Origin of the sequence: Bacillus paranthracis (assembly GCF_024296885.1) — a bacterium.
Lineage (GTDB): Bacteria > Bacillota > Bacilli > Bacillales > Bacillaceae_G > Bacillus_A > Bacillus_A paranthracis.
The window spans coordinates 3,215,678-3,233,321 of record NZ_CP101135.1 but is presented as its reverse complement, the minus strand read 5'-3'; the positions used below and the strand labels follow the sequence as shown (position 1 = coordinate 3,233,321).

The window sequence follows — 17,644 nt, the reverse complement described above, 5'->3', positions numbered from 1 at the left end:
CATATTCCCGATGGATCCATTTCTGCACTTCCATTATTTTGGGAAACCCCTGGTATCCAAGACTACATTTTACCCTTACATTATTTTTTTGATGTAGCTCTTGAAGATAAAAACTATTTAATTTTCAAGGAACAGTTATTAACTTAAAACTTATTATACTAGGAGGGTGTATCATGAAAAAAATATGCTTTGTATTAATTGTCGACGCTGGTATAAATTATGGTTCAATATTTTCTCTACCATTTTTAAGGAATCACGATGATTTGAAGGAATATTTTTCTGAGTATTATGATGTTTCGATTAATTATATTAGGGATAAAAACTCAGTTGACTATTTGGTAGTTCCCAAACCGTGTCCACCTTTTGATAATGAAAATAATCTTCCAATAATTGAAGTACCAGCAAACTTATTTATGGAAAAGGATTTTGAAAAAATAAAGACTTATATAGACAATTATTTTTCTAATAACTCATAAAGAAAATAAAAGTATAAAAAGAAGTCCGATAAAAAACGAGTGGTGAAGATTCAATGAATAAGGCACAAGCAACATTAGTAAATTACCAGCACCAACTAGATTTAGCTTCTTATTGGGGAGATGGTACCACTTTGTCTTCAGATGGGATGGGCATGCAAATTGGGGTTTCATCTTTACATGCAGACGCAAATCCACATCACGGAACAGGTAAAGGTGCTACCATTAAAGTCCGATTGGTGAAGGCTAATAATCAGTGGGAGATGAAGAAAACCCCCACTAATTAAAGTTTCACTTTATCGCTTTATGAGTGATCAATTCTCTAGCTTTCATACAAAAGTGATTAATCCGAATGCTAGGGATGCCGTTCATGTCATTGATGGTTTACTACATCACGAAACAGATTTACATATTGAAGAGCATTCTATTGGATTATTACGCCTCTTAGAACATAAATAAAACCCTTGATTTTCTGCTTAGCGTAGATAAATCAAGGGTTTTTCTTTCAAAATCTTTTTACGCGTTATAGCCGAATAATTTTAAATCTTCCCCTGAGTTCGAAATGATCTCTTCGAACTTCAATCCTACTTTTTCTAAAAGCTTTCCTGACTGGATGTTATCAGTAGTAGTAATGGCTACAATTCGTTTCAGACCTAGTTTTTGTACTCCGTATTCGATTACAGCAGAAGCTGACTCGTAGCCATATCCTTTCGAACGGAATTTCTCTAAAAAGGCAAAGCCGATATCAACATCTTCTAATGAATCTCTTTTAATAAGGCCACACATACCGAGCGGAGTGAGATCTTCTTTTCGTTCTACTAAGTAAAGGCCGAAGCCCATTTTATTATACATATCAACGGGGCCGTTTAAGATGTATTTTTTTGCATCTTCTAAGTTTTTAATCCTTTTATCACCGATATACTGAATCCATGCAGGATCGTTTACTAACTCGAGAATAAATGGAGCATCTTTTAGATGAAACCAGCGAAGAACGAGTCGTTCCGTTTCAAGAACTATCACAATCTACTGCACCACCTTTAACATTTATAATCATTAGTATGGATTGTGTAATACAAAATCGCAACATATTTTACAAGATCCCGGATTGTTCACATAAAGTTCGTTTGTTTTGCATAAAGGGATATTTTATAATTAGAATTGATTGTAAAGAGTGAGATGCTTATACAATGACTCCTAGGTGACTAGGAGTTTTTACTATATAACTATCATTATTACTAAATATGACACACTACACATTCTACTCAAGGAGGTATATAATGAAGAAATTATATAATGCATCGTTTACGTATTTGATTATCGGTTTATTATCAGGGATTTTCGCTAGGGAGTATGGAAAGTATAAAGGGATTGTAGGATCTACTTTGTTAAACCTTTTACATACACATACACTTGTACTCGGCTTTTTCTTCTTTTTAATTGCTTTAGGATTAGCAAAAGTATTCGCGTTTCATGAAGCGAAAAGTTTTAATAAGTGGTTTGTTGTACATAATATCGCATTAATATTAATGTTAGGTTCATTGGCAGCAAGAGGGCTTCTTCAGTTAAATGGAGCGGACTTTAAAGGGTTAACTTATATTGTTGGGTTTTCTCATTCGCTGATGGCATTTACTTTAATTTGGTTTATGTTGTTAATAAAGAAGTCATTTAAAATATAGTTTTATAGAAAAGAACTTGCAGTAATTGTTGCAAGTTCTTTTTGTTTATTCGACAGTATGAAACGAATTGCATATGTATAAAACTTGAATTATTTAATTTTTCGGATTATTATGTATAAAATAGTTAACATATTTTGTAATTCAAATTTATAGAGAATAGGAGAGTGTACGATGAAAATAACAGTAGAGCGTTTAGTAAATGAATTAAAGGGTGTACTTCCCGGCGATCGAGTAGTTGTGAATACGACAGTAAGAGAGTTACATAGTAAAGATGAATCTTATCATGCTAGTAGTTTACCTGATGTAGTAGTTTTTCCGAAAACGACCGAAGAGGTTAGCACGATAATGAAAATAGCGAGTGAGCACGGGACACCCGTCGTTCCGTTTGGGGTAGGTTCTAGTTTAGAAGGACATGTAATTCCTTATGAAAAAGGAATTACGGTTGATTTTTCATTAATGAACAAAATTCTTGAAATAAGAGAGAAAGATTTTCTGGTGAAAGTACAGCCAGGAGTGACTCGTTCTCAGCTCAATAAAGAATTGAAGAAATACGGATTGTTTTTTAGTGTGGATCCAGGAGCAGATGCAACGTTAGGGGGAATGGCTGCTACAAATGCAAGCGGAACGACAGCGGTTAAGTATGGAGTAATGCGTGATCAAGTTCGTGATTTAGAAGTCGTTCTTGCTGATGGGGAAGTAATACATACTGGGAATTTAGCTGCGAAGTCGTCATCAGGTTACCATTTAAATGGTGTTTTCGTAGGATCAGAAGGTACGCTTGGATGCTTTACAGAGTTAACATTAAAAGTATACGGCATACCAGAGCATGTTATGGCTGCAAGAGCATCGTTTCCAACTATAAATGATGCAGTAGAAGCTGTTATTAACATATTGCAAGCGGGTATTCCGATTGCGAGAATTGAACTCGTTGATGAACTATCTATGAAACAAGTCAATCATTATAGTGAAACAAGTTACAGAGAAGAACCTACATTGTTTTTAGAGTTTCACGGTAATGAAGCAGGGTTAAAGCAAGATGTTGAATTTACGAAGGAAATTGTTTTTGATCATAAATGTAAAGAAGTTGCTTTTGAAACGGAAACTGCAGCGAGAAATAAATTATGGGATGCACGGCATAATCTAGCATATGCTTACGTTCATAGCTATCCTGGTAAAAAGCTTATGAGTACAGACGTATGTGTACCAATTTCAGAATTGGCTGGGGCAATTCAACATGCGAAAGATACATTAGATAAGGTTGGGCTTGTTGGTGGTATTCTTGGTCATGTAGGAGACGGGAATTTCCACGTGCTCTTAATGGTTGATCCAAACGATAAAGAAGAAGTGGAAAAGGCAGACGAAATAAATGAAAATATCGTTTTATATGCTCTTAAACGAGGAGGAACATGTACAGGGGAACATGGCGTTGGTATTGGAAAACGGAAGTATCAGGAAGAAGAACATGGGGCGGCATTACTCGTAATGGAAAAAATAAAGAAAGCTCTTGATCCGCAAAATATTTTGAATCCGAATAAAGTTTTTCAGTTAAAGGATAGGAGCTGATCGGGTGAAAGTACTAGAAGCGATAAGTAATATAGCTGGAAAGTATTTTGCGTTTTGGGTTATTTGTATTGCAACTATTGCGTATTTTATTCCCGCTCCATTTCTCGGGTTAAATAGTTACATAACGATTTTACTCGGGGTTGTTATGTTTGGGATGGGGTTAACATTAAAGGCTGTTGATTTTAAAATTATTGCTACAAAACCATTGCCAGTTATTATCGGTGTATGTGCTCAGTTTATTATTATGCCACTTGTCGCATACGTACTAGCCTACGTTATGAATCTGCCAGCAGAATTAGCAGCTGGATTAGTATTACTCGGTTCAGTACCGGGTGGCACCGCATCAAATGTTATGGTTTATTTAGCAAAAGGAAACTTAGCGTTGTCTATTGCAATGACATCATTATCAACGTTACTAGCACCAATTGCTACACCTCTTATTTTACTATTACTTGCAGGACAATGGATGCCGGTTAATCCTATGTCTATGTTTCTTTCTATCGTACAAGTTATTATCATACCTATTATTTTAGGATTAGTAGTGAAGAAGTTATTCCCTAAAACTGTTACGAAAGGAATGACCGTTATCCCTTTCATATCGGTTGTAGCAATTATCATTATCGTTTCTGCAGTTGTTTCAGCGAATGTAAGTAGCATTACTTCTTCAGGCCTTCTTATCTTTATTGCCGTTATGCTTCATAATGCTTTCGGTTTTTTACTCGGATATATAACAGCATTCATACTTAGACTAGACGAAGGGACAAGAAGAGCTATTTCAATAAAAGTAGGAATGCAAAATTCAGGTTTAGGTGTTGCGCTAACAACAGCACATTTTGGACCAGCTGCCGCCCTCCCAAGTGTATTAGCAGCAGTATGGCATAACATTGCAGGACCGATTTTAGCAACCATCTGGTCAAAAAATGCAAAGGATACTTTCAGTGATGAAACTTTATCGGTAAATATAGAAAAATAGGAATGATAAAGAATGCAAAAACGTATTGTACATTTTGAAGGGCTAGTTGTTTTCATAGCTGTGATTTATGCGTATTCATTATATGAATTTAGTTGGATAATATTTTTTCTGTTCCTTTTAGCTCCGGATTTATCAATGTTAGCGTATGGTATAAATAATCATGTTGGGGCTAACATTTATAATTTATTTCACACATATATCATATCGATATTAATTGTTATCATTGGTGTTTATTTTAAGATAGATACCGTTATTATGATAGGCCTAATATGGACAGCACATATTGGAATGGATCGAATGTTTGGATATGGGTTGAAATATGAGACGGATTTTAAGGATACTCATATTCAGAGGTTATAGTTGCTTTTGAGGAGAGGGATACTTTGAAACAGAGAATTACTATCAAAGAGTATAACATCAAATGGGAAAGTGAATTTAATAAGTTACAAACTCTCATTAACGATGTAATGGAAGACAGTATTTTATCCATTGAACATGTTGGGAGTACATCTATTAAAGGGCTTGCAGCAAAACCAATATTAGATATTGATATCGTAATAGAAGATTATGGTTTTTTTCCTGAAGTAGTAACAAAGCTTGAAGCGATAGGATACTATCATCAGGCAGAATGGAGCTACAAAGGGAGAGAGGCGTTTGGCAGAAAGGACGCTTTCGTTCCGTGGGACGGAGAAAGTACAGATTGGATGGAACATCATTTGTATGTGTGTGATAAAGAAAGTGAAGAGCTAAGAAGACATATAGCGTTTCGGGATTATCTTCGTGAACATGAAGATGTTGCTGTTGAATATGGACATTTAAAGGAAGAGTTAGCAAGAGAGACAAAAAGTAGAACGAGCTATAGTGAAGGTAAGACAGCATTTATTACAAATATATTAGAAAAGATAAACTAAGGCGGCATGGAATACATGCTGCCTATTCTTTTGAAATAGAACGCTGCCATTATAAAACAAATACAAACTGGCCCTGTTGAATGCCACAAGACTTAAATATAATGAGAAATAAAAGACCGGAAAAGAGGGAGTTTATGTATATACCAAAATATTTCGCAATACAAGATGAAGAAATGAAGTACGAAATAATGGAACAAAATAGCTTTGCAACGTTATTTTCTCAACATAATGGGGAACCATATGCAACGCATTTACCATTGTTATTAAATAGGGAGACCCTTACTTTACATGGTCACTTCGCACGGCCGAATGAACAGTGGAAAGATATTGGGAATCAGCAAGTACTAGCTATATTTCAAGGACCACATAGTTACATCTCTCCGTCATGGTATGAAACAAACAATGCAGTACCAACATGGAATTACGTTGCAGTGCATGTATATGGTGAATTAAAATTTGTTGAAGATGAACAGGAATTAATAGATTCTCTTCAAGAGTTAGTACATAAGTATGAAGATCCAGAGAGCGCCTACTCACTTAATGATGTAGACCCGAATTATATGGGAGGATTAAGTAAGGGAATAGTTGGGTTCAAAGTAAAGATAAATAAAATAGAAGGAAAAGCGAAGTTAAGTCAAAATCATTCTGTGGAAAGAAGAAACTTAGTTGTGGAGAAGCTTGAGAAGGTTGGTAGTGAGGGGAGTAGGTCGATTGCAGGGTTGATGAGAAAATAGAGTTTACTTGAAAGGGAAACATTCTAAATAAGCGTATTTAAAAAGACCTTCTTAATGGAAGGTCTTTCGTTTTTAAAGTGTTTTTTCAGTTGTTATTGGGTTGTAGTCTTTACTTACGTCAACGGATTGAACAAGGTCAGGTCTTTGTGGTGCAGGGAAATGTTCATGTCCAGCTTGGCTTGTCAGATTAACGTTTAACCCAAAAGAAAAAATACCAGTAAATGCAATACCTAAAGCGATTTTACCAATTGTTTTCTTCATTTTCATAACCTTCTTTCATTCTTTTTTTTAGCTTCAATACTGCTGTGAAAATACTGACTAGCTTTTTCGAAGAGTTCCTTTTTGTGATATAAAGTGGCTATTTTCTCGCAATAATCAGAAGTATAACTGAATAAAGATTCTTCATTGAAATAGTCAATTCCTTCTTGTATAATTCGCTCTAATTGTTCTAATTCAAATTTATTTATAATAGCTTCTAAAATATTAAAATGATGTTTATATTCCTCATTGTTTAGTTGTAAAACAATTTCTTTACCAGTTTGAATGTATTTATTTGCTAACTCTATATTTCCTAGTTTTCCATTTTCTTGTGCAAGTAAGAATAATGCCTTATAGTGTTTTGGCATTTTTTCTATTACTTCTGACAGTTGACGAATGGCCTGTTCTGACAAGTTTTTATTCGCATAGAGTGTACCTAGGTTATTTCGTACATGAAGAAGTAAAGACTCTTCGTTGTTTTTTTGTAATATATCGATGGCTGTATAGTATAATTCCTCAGCTTTTTCATAATGACCAACTGCTACATAAGATCCGCCTAGTACACTTAAACAGGAGGTTATATTTCTTTCGCATTCATTTAATGTTTGAAAAATTTCTAATGCCTTAGTAGCATATACGATGGCTTGGCTTGGTTGCTGCATCTGAAAATGATATACTGCATATCGGTAATAGAAATCAGCCTGTTCCACAGTAGAAAGGCTAGCTAAAGATGATTTTGCTTTTTCGAAATAATCCTCAGCTTTTTCAAATTTGTTTAATGCAGTAAAGTAAATGGCTTTGTAATAATTGTATAAGTAGGATAGTTGTAAATCAGCTGGGATAGTAATAGCATCAATTGCATCAAAACTACCCTTTGTAATGGATAGTCCATCAGTGAATACTGCATAACGGAATTTTAATAAGTTAAAAAATAAATGGTAAGATGAGTTTAAACTATCTTCTTTTACAAGAATTTCTTTGTGCTCTTGAGTTGCTGCATGATAGCAGGTTTGTGCTTCTGTAACATTTTGAATTAAGATTGCGTGATACCATGCCTCTAAGTGTTTCGTCGCGTACGTACTTCCAGTTAATAAGGTATTCATAAAATCCCCCCTCAGAATAATCTATTTAATTTTGTCTATAATGTTATCATATAAATATGTAAAAATAATGAATATTCACTTGATAAATAATTTTCTTTTAAAAGAGAAAATTCTGTTGTTTTAACTTATATAGTATTTATTTTTTAGGTGAGAAATTAAATATGAACCTAAAAAAATCCCCTTCATGCATGAAGGGGATTTTTTTAAATGTGTTCACCATGATCTTCAAATTTAGGAATTGGTAGATCAGCATGTCCTTCTTGCTTAGGAGCCGGGAAATCGGCATGACTGTCTTGCTTAGGAGCCGGGAAATCGGCATGACTGTCTTGCTTAGGAGCCGGGAAATCGGCATGACTGTCTTGCTTAGGAGCCGGGAAATCGGCATGACTGTCTTGTTTAGGAGCTGGTAGATCAGCATGACTGTCTTGCTTAGGAGCTGGGAAATCGGCATGCCCTTCTTGCTTAGGAGCTGGGAAATCGGCATGCCCTTCTTGCTTAGGAGCTGGGAAATCGGCATGCCTATCTTGTTTAGGAGCTGGTAGATCAGCATGACTGTCTTGTTTAGAAACGGGTGTTCTTCCATGATCTGCTTTTACTAATCCGCCATCCCCAATATTTACATTCAAAAACCCAAAACTAAGTACTGATAGCCCTAAAATAGTTGTACCAATTTTTCTTTTCAAATCGCATCTCTCCTTATAGGATATATATTTTGTTATTCGTTTATAAATTTAGACAGAATAACAAAGATCGTAATGAGAGATTAACCTCTTAAATTACGATACTACATACTTCTATGTAATATTTTGTAAAACCTCCTGTTATTTTGAAAATTAAGGAAAAAATTTCGACAAAAACACCACTATTTCAAGTGGTGTAGGGAAATGAGTATACGGATTATAAATATAAACCATCAAGTCCCACAAAAAGTACGATAAGGACGATTCGTAGGCGCAGGTGGAACGCAGTATTCTTCTTGATCTGTAGTATACGCATAAGGATTTGCTAGAGCCTCAAGAAGCTTCTCCATTACGCTATAATCTCCACTTGTAACAGCGGCTTCTAGTGCTTCTTCTACGCGATGGTTTCTTGGGATGATTGATGGGTTATTATTTTTCATCATTTCGTAGGCATTTTCTTTCGATTCATCTTGTTTTTCTAATCGAGATTGCCACAGTTTGTACCATTCTTTAAATTCAGGGCTATCGAATAGAGGGGTATTTTCTAACGTATTAAGAGTTAATGAACGGAATGTATTTGTGTAATCCGCTTTAAATTTCTCCATCATTTTTAAAAGTTGCTCAATAAGTGATTGATCTTGTTCTTCGTTGCTAAATAGTCCTAATTTCTTTTTCATTCCAAGGAACCACTGGTTTTCATACTGTACGCTAAATTTTGAAATTTCGTCTTGAGCAATCTTTAATGCTTCTTCTTCATCTTCGTGTAGGATTGGTATTAAAGATTCAGCTAGTCGCGCGAGATCCCATGCGGCCATATATGGTTGATTTCCATATGCGTAGCGACCTTGTGTATCAATGGAGCTAAATACAGTTCCTTGGTCGTAATTGTCCATAAATGCACAAGGGCCGTAATCAATCGTTTCACCGCTAATCGTTATATTGTCAGTGTTCATTACGCCGTGAATAAATCCAACAAGTTGCCATTTTGCGATAAGACTTGCTTGTCTTTTAATGACTTCTTGTAGCAATGCAGTATATCGGTTTTCATGATCTTCAATTTCTGGATAATGCCTTTTTATTGTATAGTCAGCTAGTGATTGAAGATCCTCGATAGAACCGCGAGCTGCAGCATATTGAAATGTGCCGACGCGTATATGGCTGCTTGCTACTCTAGTTAAAATAGCTCCAGGTAACTTTGTTTCACGATAGGTTGGTTCGCCTGTTGTGACAACTGCTAAACTGCGGGTAGTTGGAATATCAAGTGCATACATAGCTTCGCTAATAATATATTCACGTAGCATTGGACCGAGTGCAGCACGACCATCACCGCGGCGTGAATACGGAGTAGGGCCAGAACCTTTCAGTTGAATGTCAAAACGTTTACCTGCAGGAGTCATTTGTTCACCAATTAAAAGAGCACGACCGTCGCCTAACATATTAAAATGTCCGAATTGATGACCGGCATATGCTTGCGCTAATGGATGAGCTCCTTCTGGGAGTGCATTACCGGCGAAAATAGCGATTTCGGCTTCTTTCTTCAATTCTTCAGGATTAAAGCCAAGAGATATCGCAAGTGAATGGTTTAGCTTAACTAACTCCGGTGAACTTACGGGAGTAGGGGGGATTTCTGTATAAAATGATTGTGGTAAAGTCGTATAACTATGGTCTAAATTCCAACCAGCTTCATTATTTTTAGTCATTTTATCTCCTCCTTGTTTATTTTTTTATTATGTATTTGTACGTATGTATTCTTTGTAAAATTAGCTAAAAGTATAATATGATATTTCCCCTTGCAATCTATTGTAAGGACTTCACTGCACTATGTCTATTTAACAGCAAATTTAAAACCTCCATTTTAAGAAAATGGAGGTTTTATTATTATTTCATTTTTACAATTATTTTCCCCTTTGCTCTTCCAGCCTCTGAATATTCCATTGCTTTTTGAGCATCTTCAAAAGGGAAAACTCGATCGATTACAGGTTTGATTTTTCCGGCTTCAATATAGTTTGCGATAGTACGTAATTGATCTCCGCTTGGCTTCATAAATAAAAATGAATATTGAGCATTATGCTTTTTTTCAAGTGCAGTAAGTTTTTTACTTGCTAATGAAAATAAGAATGTTTTAAAAAATCCAGAACCGAATTCTTTACCGAAACGAGCATTTGGCATTCCTGAAACAGAAACAATGCTGCCGCCGCTTTTTATAATATCGAATGATTTTTCAAGTGTTGTACCACCAATGGTATCAAATACTGCATCATAATCTTTTAGTATTTCTTCAAATTTTTCTGTTTTATAATTAATAATTTGATCTGCGCCAAGAGACTTTACTAAATTTGCACCAGCCTCACTAGCAGTTGTTGTAACGGTAGCACCCATTATTTTTGCTAACTGAATTGCGAAAGTACCAACACCACCAGATCCAGCGTGAATTAAAATCTTTTGATTTTTTTGTAATTGCATAATGTCATGTAATGCTTGATATGATGTTAAGCCAACAAGTGGAATTGAAGCAGCTTCTTCAAAACTTAAATTTTTCGGTTTTAAAGCTATGTCATCTTCATGAATGGCTATATACTCCGCAAAAGTACCAATCTTATTTTTTCTTGGACGTGCATATATTTCATCGCCGACTTTAAAACGAGTTACTTTTGATCCAACCTTTATGATGACACCAGCAAAGTCATTCCCAAGGATTAGGGGCATTTCATATTTAAGTAACATCTTTACTTTTCCATCGCGTATTTTAAAATCAATTGGGTTAATACTAGCTGCATGAATTTCTGCGAGCACTTCATGCTCATTTATTTCAGGAATAGGTACCTCGGCCATACGCATTGGGACTTTTCCGTACTTATCAATTATCATCGCTTTCATTTCTTATACCTCCACATTTCAATAAAAGTTGTGCAATAGCTTTTCGATATCTAATACAAGATTTTTTAATAAACTTAATTTTGTACGTATATCAATATAATAAAAGTTTTTTGTACCTTCTTTTCGCATTAAAATAATACCGGCTTCTCGTAAAATTCTAAGATGATGTGATACAGCTGGTCGAGAAAGGTGTGTTTGTTTCGTAATTTCTCCTACACGTAATCCGGTTTGACATTCCGTTTCCATGAGAACTAACAAAATAGCTTGACGTGTTTCATCACCAATTGCCAATAATACTTTTTGTGAATCAATAAAATCTCTTTTTATAACATTTAATTGTTCTTGTTTATTCATTTCAATCACTTTACCTCCTGCTAATGAGTCGAAAGGTTTAAGATGATGGACCATTACTTCGATACGGTAATGCTACATGATTGTTGTATGAGCTGCAATATTGGGAAAGAAAATCGAGACGAATGAAATTTTATGAGTTGAAAATGGTAGGAGATAGAAAAGGCTTAATAATACGTTGTTTACAGCCCTTTCCGAACGGGAAAGCCCATCGCCTTTAGGCATGGGATGAAAGTGAGGTTGGATACGGAGTACCACTAAAAATCGCTAAGTTTGTGGTACTTTAAGTATCCAAAATATTGGTATCTTTTGTGGTGTAGTTTAAAAGTAAAACTGATACAATGTGAATATGATACATGATTATAGAAGAACCAAAACAACCGTGTCATTAATTAACTACCATTTTGTGTTTTGCCCGCGATACAGAAGAAAGATTTTTCTTAACATAAAAGTAGAAGAACGTTTCAAAGAGTTGGTTCAAGAAATATGCGGAGAAATGGATGTTGCTATTGTCGCAATGGAATGCGACAAAGACCACGTTCACTTGTTCTTACATACACTACCAACACTTAGTCCTGCTGACACAATGGCGAAAATTAAAGGAGTGACATCGAAGCGTTTGAGAGGAGAGTTTCCTCATCTTCAACACTTGCCAAGTCTATGGACACGTTCCTATTTTGTTTCTACTGCTGGAAATGTATCGACTGAGACAATTAAACAGTATGTTGAAAATCAAAAGACGAGGGGGTGAAAATTGTGTCACAAACAATCACAGTCAAAGTTAAATTGCTTCCAACAAAAGAACAAATTCAGCTATTGGAACAAAGTAGCTATGAGTATATCAAAGTCATTAATACACTTGTATCTGAAATGGCTGAAGCGAAGAAGAGCACTAAGAAAAGTACAAAAGATGTTGAAGCTAATCTTCCAAGCGCAGTGAAGAACCAAGCAATTAAAGACGCTAAAAGTATGTTTTCTACAAAGGTGAAAAAAAGTAAATACAAAGTTATTCCGATTCTAAAGAGACCTGTTTGTGTATGGAACAATCAAAACTATTCGTTTGACTTCACGCACATTTCAGTTCCACTCATGGTAAATGGAAAATCAACTCGCTTAAAGGTTCGTGCTTTATTAACTGATAAATATAATCGCAATTTTAATTTGTTAACACACAAGTTAGGTACACTTCGTATCACGAAGAAATCTAATAAGTGGATTGCTCAAATATCTGTCACGATTCCTACAAATGAAAAAACAGGAACGAAGATTTTAGGGGTAGATTTAGGTCTTAAAGTCCCTGCGGTAGCCATCACAGACGATGATAAAGTTCGTTTCTTCGGCAATGGTAGACAAAACAAATATATGAAACGTAAGTTTCGTAGTGTTCGTAAGAAGTTAGGTGAAAATAAGAAATTAAATGCCATTCGACAACTTGATGATAAAGAACAAAGATGGATGCAAGACCAAGACCACAAAGTAAGTCGTGAAATCATTGACTTTGCAACCGATAATAACATTTCTGTTATTCGTTTAGAACAACTAACGAATATTAGACAGACGGCAAGAACAAGCCGTAAAAACGAGAGAAATCTACACACTTGGTCATTCTATCGTTTAGCACAATTCATTGAATACAAAGCGAATTTAGTTGGTATTAAGGTAGAATATGTGAACCCTGCTTATACAAGTCAAACATGTCCGAAATGTTCTGAAAAGAACAAAGCACCAGACAGAAAATACAAGTGCCGATGTGGATTTGAGAAACATCGTGATATTGTTGGGGCGATGAATATTCGCTACGCAACTGTGATTGATGGTAACAGTCAATCAGCCTAAGATGCTATACGCACTGTCTTAGGAGGGGCAATGAGATGCCCTCATCTTGAAGTCTGTTCAAAACAGAAATGGACTGCGAACGTTTAGTCATTCAAGAATCCCACCTGTCAATCCGTAAGGTTAGGGCTTGCGACTTTAGTCGTGGGAGTCTCAAATAGTGTGTTAAAAGAAAAATAAATAAGAGAAAAGGTATACCGACGTTTTAGTATACCTTTTTCTATTATGCTAGATTATAGTAGTAGGATACATATTCTTCTAAACATTGAACTTCTTTTTCCGGTGGTTCAATGCCACCTTTTCTACCGTAGCAAACATTTCTCAAGTATTCTCCAAAAATCATAGAGCGACTTTTTTCATTTTCCATCCAATTATATCTATTAATGATAAACTCACCATCGAAACTTGTATCAAATGTATATGGGATACACGTAATAGTTTTAGGTAAATGTTTTTTTAATACTCGATATTGCCGACCAGCGCCTAAACTTTTGCAAACAAATAGTAGCTGATTAATCTTTGTGAAATCAAAAATCTTTTTCGCTTCCATTACATTCGCGATAGAATGGAGGGAGTTTTTCTCGAATAGGATAGCATCTTTTGGTACGCCATGTTCCATTAATTTAGTTACAATTACTTCTGCATCTGACAAATCTCCGTAATTCCAGCTCGGATGTTTCATGCCATGCAAACTAGTACCACCTGTAACGATAATTTGATTTCCTAAACCTTGTCGATAAGCTTCTAGAGGAGCTTGCCAATTGCCGGGATGAGAACCGCCGAAAACGAAAATAGCATCACATTTTTGTGTTGTTATTTCTTTTAGAAAAACGATTTCTGTAATTTGATCGATTTGTTTTTTCGTAAGAGTAGGGACATCAGGATATTTAGGTATTACCATGTGAAAACCTCCTATATAGTAAATGATAAATTCATTATATAGCGATTTTATTAAGTGAAAAAAGGGAAGCTTTTCATTTCAAAGTACCCCTTTTAAGATAACTCTCCAATAAACCAAATCTCTTTTTTATCGATTGCATCTTCATCATAAATGACTTCTTGAAAGTGTAAAATTTGGGCAGTAGGACAAATTGAAATTCCCCATGTTTTCCAAAAATCAATTTTATTTGAAAGAGAAATCCATTTTTGAAATTCATTATTTCTATTGAAAAAGTTATGAAAATAGTCATCGTTTTTGAATACGATAATTTGCGATTCCCATAAATTCTCTATAGAAATTAAAGTAACAACTCGATATGTATGTGTATCGCTCGGTTTTATTTTTATTAAATGGTTTGCTTGATTTAATAAGGTTTGTATACATAATCGTTTTACTTTTCTAGGCGTTTTACACAAATCGATAAAAGCTTGAGAAACTGGTAAAGGCATATACCAATATTCATCGTTATAGAAAGTAGAAGGGAACGTTTTTGTATGTTCCTCAATTTGTTTTATCATAGCGTTTGTTTTTCGTTTCATCCCACGTATTTTCTTTTCATGCATTGTGAGTCATCTCCATAAATTTTTGTAATGCAGCTGAGCGAAATATGTCTTTTCTAGTAATGAAAGTAGTAGGAACCTTTTTGAAGCTATTTGGTAAAGGGTTGAATGATATGTCATGTTCATGTCCCTTTAAAATTGATTTCATCATAATCGCTACGCCCATATTTGATTTTACACATGCAAGTATCGCTTCGATTGTTCCGAATTCTAATACTCGTTTAGGCGAGATGTCTTCTTCTTGAAGCCAGTCTTCTAATAAACTTCTATAATAGCAACCGTGACTAAAAGCGAGTAAATTCATATCTTCTATGTCTGTAAGAGAGGATAAAGGTTTTTTACTAATGAGAACCAATTCTTCTTCATGAAATACAGTTGTATGGAGTTCATTATGCTGAGTAGAGCCAGCTATAAACGCTCCGTCTAGTTTTCGCTCTAATACAAGCTTAATGAGTTGTTCAGTCGTATTTGTTTCCAAAATCAATTCGACTTCTGGGTACCTCTCATAGTAGGCCGTTAATATAGAGGAAAGCCTTACCGCAGTTGTAGATTCTGTACACCCAATTTTTAAAGTACCTTTAGGATCAGTTCCATTACTTTGAACCGCTTTTATAGATTGATCCATTAAGTGGATAATTTGTTTGGCGTACGTTAATAAAATCTCACCGTTAGAAGTTAAAGTTACACCTTTTCCGTTTCTGTAAAATAAAGGAACACCTAATTCATTTTCTAGTTGTTTTATACGCATCGTTACGCCTGATTGCACGTAGTTCAAATTTTTCGCTGCGCGAGAAATATTATTTTCCTTCGCGACTTCGTAAAATACAGTTAAATCTTTTATGTCCACGTATCATCCCTCCGAAAAGGTATCAATTTTTTTGATGGATTATATGATGAATCTTTATTTTATATGATATCAGAACTTTCATACAATGGAAGGGGGAGGGATTATTATGTTGATTGAAGAAAGGGTGAATAGTACTTATAAATGGGTTATGTTAATTGTTGCGACGATTGCTCAAACCACAGCGACACTTATAACGTATGGTGTCGGGGTTTTCGCTTTATTTTGGAAAGAAGAATATGCACTTACGAATACGGAGAGTGGATTATTAGTAAGTGTTGTAAATGTTGGACCGTTATTTTGTATGCTTTTTGTCGGTCGGCTACTTGATCAATATAATGAAAAAATATTAATTTCTATCAGTTCATTTTTGCTAGGGAGTTTGCTTTTACTGACTAATATAGTAAGTGGATTTAATGGGTTATTATTTGTACTTTTATTAATAGGAATGTTTTATAGTGTTTCCCAGCCAGGAGGAAGTAAAGTGATTTTAAAATGGTTCCGAAAAGAAAATCGCGGATTAGCGATGGGAATAAGGCAAGCGGGTATACCGATTGGTGGGGCGTTAGCGGGAGTGTTAATCCCGTTTCTTACCGTACAATATAATATGACTTACGCGATCAATAGTATCGCATGCATTTGTATAATTGGAGGGCTATTATTTTTTATGTTTTACAAAGAGCCATATGTTCAGGAGGAAGCGAGGAAAGGACATAATAACATTTCCTTTTGGATGGAGCTAAAAGTAGTGATATGCAAAAAAGAGTTGTATCCAATTTATATAACGGGTATTTGCATGATTTCATTACAAATGGTGTTAGTTGGACACTTCATGAAATTTTTAGCAGGGGAACAATCGATTACATTTATTGTAGCCGGAACAGTATTTTCAGTTATGTTCTTTTCTGGAATGATTGGTCGTATTGCATTAGCAACTATTAGTGATGTGTTGTATAAGGGGAATCGGCGTATACCTTTATTTATAGCTGTCTGCGCTTCTATCGGCTTGATGTTATTGTTAGTAATGAATATACATACAATAACGAGTGGAGTATTGTATGGTGTAAGTGCATTGTTAGGATTCTTTTCAATTGGATGGTTTAGTCTTTTTATAGCCGAAGTTGCTGAATTAGCAAGTGAAGAGTCTGTAGGAATAACAGTGGGTTTAGCGCTTACATTAAATCAAATTGCTATTATTGTTGCACCTGTTTTATTTGGTTATATTGTGGATGAGAAAGGGTATGCGTATGCGTGGTTATGTATAGTAGTATTGTTAAGTATCTCGGCAGTCAGTTTATATAGAAAAAACAAGAAAATAAAAGAAAGTTAGCAATGTAAATTTTTTATGAAGAAAATATAAAGAAATGCCGAGTGAGCGACATTTCTTTTTTTATTTGTTGTATAATCAAAGTATAAATGAGATTCATTTTCAATGAAGTTCATTGCCTGTAATTTTAGCTATAATGATTTGTTTTTCTTTATCGTTATTTACATGATTTATTTTGTTTGAAAATTTTTAGTATCATTTCCTTTTAAAGTTGTAATCTATTTTACTTAATATTAAATTATAACTATATTTTATTGTAGGATAATGAAACGTCATATCATCTAAACGATTGTTTTTATCTGTGTTTTTCATCTTAACAACTCCGTTTCTTATCTTGTGTAACAAATGTTACATAAGATGTTGAAATTATAGTAGGGTGCATCCGATTGTATGGTGGAAATTTTGCGGGAAAGAAATACAATAGAGAGTAGCCGAAAACTGAATATGAGAAAAAGGAATCTAGTTCATTTAGGTGAATAATAGGTAGTATTATAAAAAATTTAAAAATTAATAGATATAGAATAGAATGGATGCGCGTTAA

Annotated in this window: 20 protein-coding genes and 2 pseudogenes; 11 read left to right on the top strand and 11 right to left on the bottom strand. The window is 34.8% G+C overall.

Annotated features, from left to right (window positions below):
- Positions 1-173 precede the first annotated feature (173 nt).
- Complete coding sequence (locus NLJ82_RS16615; RefSeq protein WP_000717602.1) at positions 174-476, top strand: hypothetical protein; 303 nt, start codon at positions 174-176, stop codon at positions 474-476.
- Positions 477-520: 44 nt separating this feature from the next.
- Positions 521-896 (top strand): annotated as a pseudogene (locus NLJ82_RS16610) (Tn3 family transposase); the annotation flags it as partial.
- Positions 897-989: 93 nt separating this feature from the next.
- Here NLJ82_RS16610 and NLJ82_RS16605 read toward each other — a convergent pair.
- Positions 990-1,493 (bottom strand): GNAT family N-acetyltransferase, encoded by a 504-nt coding sequence (locus tag NLJ82_RS16605; RefSeq protein ID WP_000636234.1) that lies wholly within the window; start codon positions 1,491-1,493, stop codon positions 990-992.
- Between the two features lie 257 nt (positions 1,494-1,750).
- Here NLJ82_RS16605 and NLJ82_RS16600 point away from each other — a divergent pair, with 257 nt between their 5' ends.
- The 6 genes from NLJ82_RS16600 (at position 1,751) to NLJ82_RS16575 (ending at position 6,330) form a co-directional block, all read left to right on the top strand.
- Entirely contained in the window at positions 1,751-2,149 is a 399-nt protein-coding gene (locus tag NLJ82_RS16600) for a DUF2871 family protein (protein ID WP_000737903.1), read from the top strand.
- Positions 2,150-2,320: 171 nt separating this feature from the next.
- Positions 2,321-3,712: an FAD-binding oxidoreductase gene (locus NLJ82_RS16595; protein ID WP_000705807.1), complete on the top strand. Its 1,392-nt coding sequence runs from the start codon at positions 2,321-2,323 to the stop codon at positions 3,710-3,712.
- Between the two features lie 4 nt (positions 3,713-3,716).
- Positions 3,717-4,685 carry a bile acid:sodium symporter family protein gene (locus NLJ82_RS16590; RefSeq protein ID WP_000865845.1) on the top strand — a complete coding sequence of 323 codons (969 nt, stop codon included), beginning with the start codon at positions 3,717-3,719 and terminating at the stop codon, positions 4,683-4,685.
- 12 nt (positions 4,686-4,697) lie between these two features.
- Complete coding sequence (locus NLJ82_RS16585; RefSeq protein WP_001172039.1) at positions 4,698-5,045, top strand: DUF4260 domain-containing protein; 348 nt, start codon at positions 4,698-4,700, stop codon at positions 5,043-5,045.
- Between the two features lie 23 nt (positions 5,046-5,068).
- A complete protein-coding gene (locus NLJ82_RS16580) occupies positions 5,069-5,596 on the top strand; it encodes a GrpB family protein (protein ID WP_000813624.1) in 528 nt (175 codons plus the stop codon).
- A gap of 134 nt (positions 5,597-5,730) precedes the next feature.
- Positions 5,731-6,330, top strand: coding sequence for an FMN-binding negative transcriptional regulator (locus NLJ82_RS16575; protein WP_000275792.1), 600 nt, complete (start codon positions 5,731-5,733; stop codon positions 6,328-6,330).
- Positions 6,331-6,402: 72 nt separating this feature from the next.
- Here NLJ82_RS16575 and NLJ82_RS16570 read toward each other — a convergent pair whose 3' ends face one another.
- The 6 genes from NLJ82_RS16570 to NLJ82_RS16545 all read right to left on the bottom strand — a co-directional run bounded on the left by NLJ82_RS16570 (position 6,403) and on the right by NLJ82_RS16545 (position 11,611).
- Positions 6,403-6,591: a Phr family secreted Rap phosphatase inhibitor gene (locus tag NLJ82_RS16570; protein ID WP_000750948.1), complete on the bottom strand. Its 189-nt coding sequence runs from the start codon at positions 6,589-6,591 to the stop codon at positions 6,403-6,405.
- Between the two features lie 2 nt (positions 6,592-6,593).
- Positions 6,594-7,691, bottom strand: a complete 1,098-nt coding sequence (locus tag NLJ82_RS16565; RefSeq protein ID WP_001094318.1) for a tetratricopeptide repeat protein — start codon at positions 7,689-7,691, stop codon at positions 6,594-6,596.
- 203 nt (positions 7,692-7,894) lie between these two features.
- Positions 7,895-8,374 carry a hypothetical protein gene (locus NLJ82_RS16560; protein ID WP_000823208.1) on the bottom strand — a complete coding sequence of 160 codons (480 nt, stop codon included), beginning with the start codon at positions 8,372-8,374 and terminating at the stop codon, positions 7,895-7,897.
- A 230-nt stretch (positions 8,375-8,604) separates the two neighbouring features.
- Positions 8,605-10,071, bottom strand: a complete 1,467-nt coding sequence (locus tag NLJ82_RS16555; protein ID WP_000164881.1) for a protein adenylyltransferase SelO — start codon at positions 10,069-10,071, stop codon at positions 8,605-8,607.
- Positions 10,072-10,249: 178 nt separating this feature from the next.
- Positions 10,250-11,248 carry an NADP-dependent oxidoreductase gene (locus NLJ82_RS16550; RefSeq protein WP_000646400.1) on the bottom strand — a complete coding sequence of 333 codons (999 nt, stop codon included), beginning with the start codon at positions 11,246-11,248 and terminating at the stop codon, positions 10,250-10,252.
- An 18-nt stretch (positions 11,249-11,266) separates the two neighbouring features.
- The gene (locus NLJ82_RS16545; RefSeq protein ID WP_000571888.1) at positions 11,267-11,611 is read right to left on the bottom strand and encodes an ArsR/SmtB family transcription factor; all 345 of its coding nucleotides are present in this window, start codon (positions 11,609-11,611) and stop codon (positions 11,267-11,269) included.
- A 337-nt stretch (positions 11,612-11,948) separates the two neighbouring features.
- On the opposite strand from NLJ82_RS16545, the gene tnpA reads away from it, so the two are divergent.
- Together tnpA and NLJ82_RS16535 are read left to right on the top strand one after the other, a co-directional pair.
- Positions 11,949-12,350, top strand: a complete 402-nt coding sequence (gene tnpA, locus NLJ82_RS16540; protein WP_041185185.1) for an IS200/IS605 family transposase — start codon at positions 11,949-11,951, stop codon at positions 12,348-12,350.
- Positions 12,351-12,355: 5 nt separating this feature from the next.
- Positions 12,356-13,435, top strand: a complete 1,080-nt coding sequence (locus tag NLJ82_RS16535; protein ID WP_000084140.1) for an RNA-guided endonuclease TnpB family protein — start codon at positions 12,356-12,358, stop codon at positions 13,433-13,435.
- A 220-nt stretch (positions 13,436-13,655) separates the two neighbouring features.
- Here the strand turns inward: NLJ82_RS16535 and NLJ82_RS16530 are convergent, their stop codons facing one another.
- The 3 genes from NLJ82_RS16530 to NLJ82_RS16520 form a co-directional block, all read right to left on the bottom strand.
- Entirely contained in the window at positions 13,656-14,333 is a 678-nt protein-coding gene (locus NLJ82_RS16530) for a YdcF family protein (protein WP_000236556.1), read from the bottom strand.
- A 92-nt stretch (positions 14,334-14,425) separates the two neighbouring features.
- Complete coding sequence (locus NLJ82_RS16525; protein WP_000544594.1) at positions 14,426-14,935, bottom strand: DUF3916 domain-containing protein; 510 nt, start codon at positions 14,933-14,935, stop codon at positions 14,426-14,428.
- Positions 14,928-15,779, bottom strand: coding sequence for a LysR family transcriptional regulator (locus NLJ82_RS16520; protein WP_000351713.1), 852 nt, complete (start codon positions 15,777-15,779; stop codon positions 14,928-14,930). Before NLJ82_RS16520 ends, NLJ82_RS16525 begins: the two co-directional genes overlap by 8 nt.
- A gap of 106 nt (positions 15,780-15,885) precedes the next feature.
- Here NLJ82_RS16520 and NLJ82_RS16515 point away from each other — a divergent pair, with 106 nt between their 5' ends.
- Positions 15,886-17,106 (top strand): MFS transporter, encoded by a 1,221-nt coding sequence (locus NLJ82_RS16515; protein ID WP_000904353.1) that lies wholly within the window; start codon positions 15,886-15,888, stop codon positions 17,104-17,106.
- A 99-nt stretch (positions 17,107-17,205) separates the two neighbouring features.
- Here NLJ82_RS16515 and NLJ82_RS16510 read toward each other — a convergent pair.
- Positions 17,206-17,415: pseudogene (locus tag NLJ82_RS16510) on the bottom strand (hypothetical protein).
- Positions 17,416-17,644: the final 229 nt, after the last annotated feature.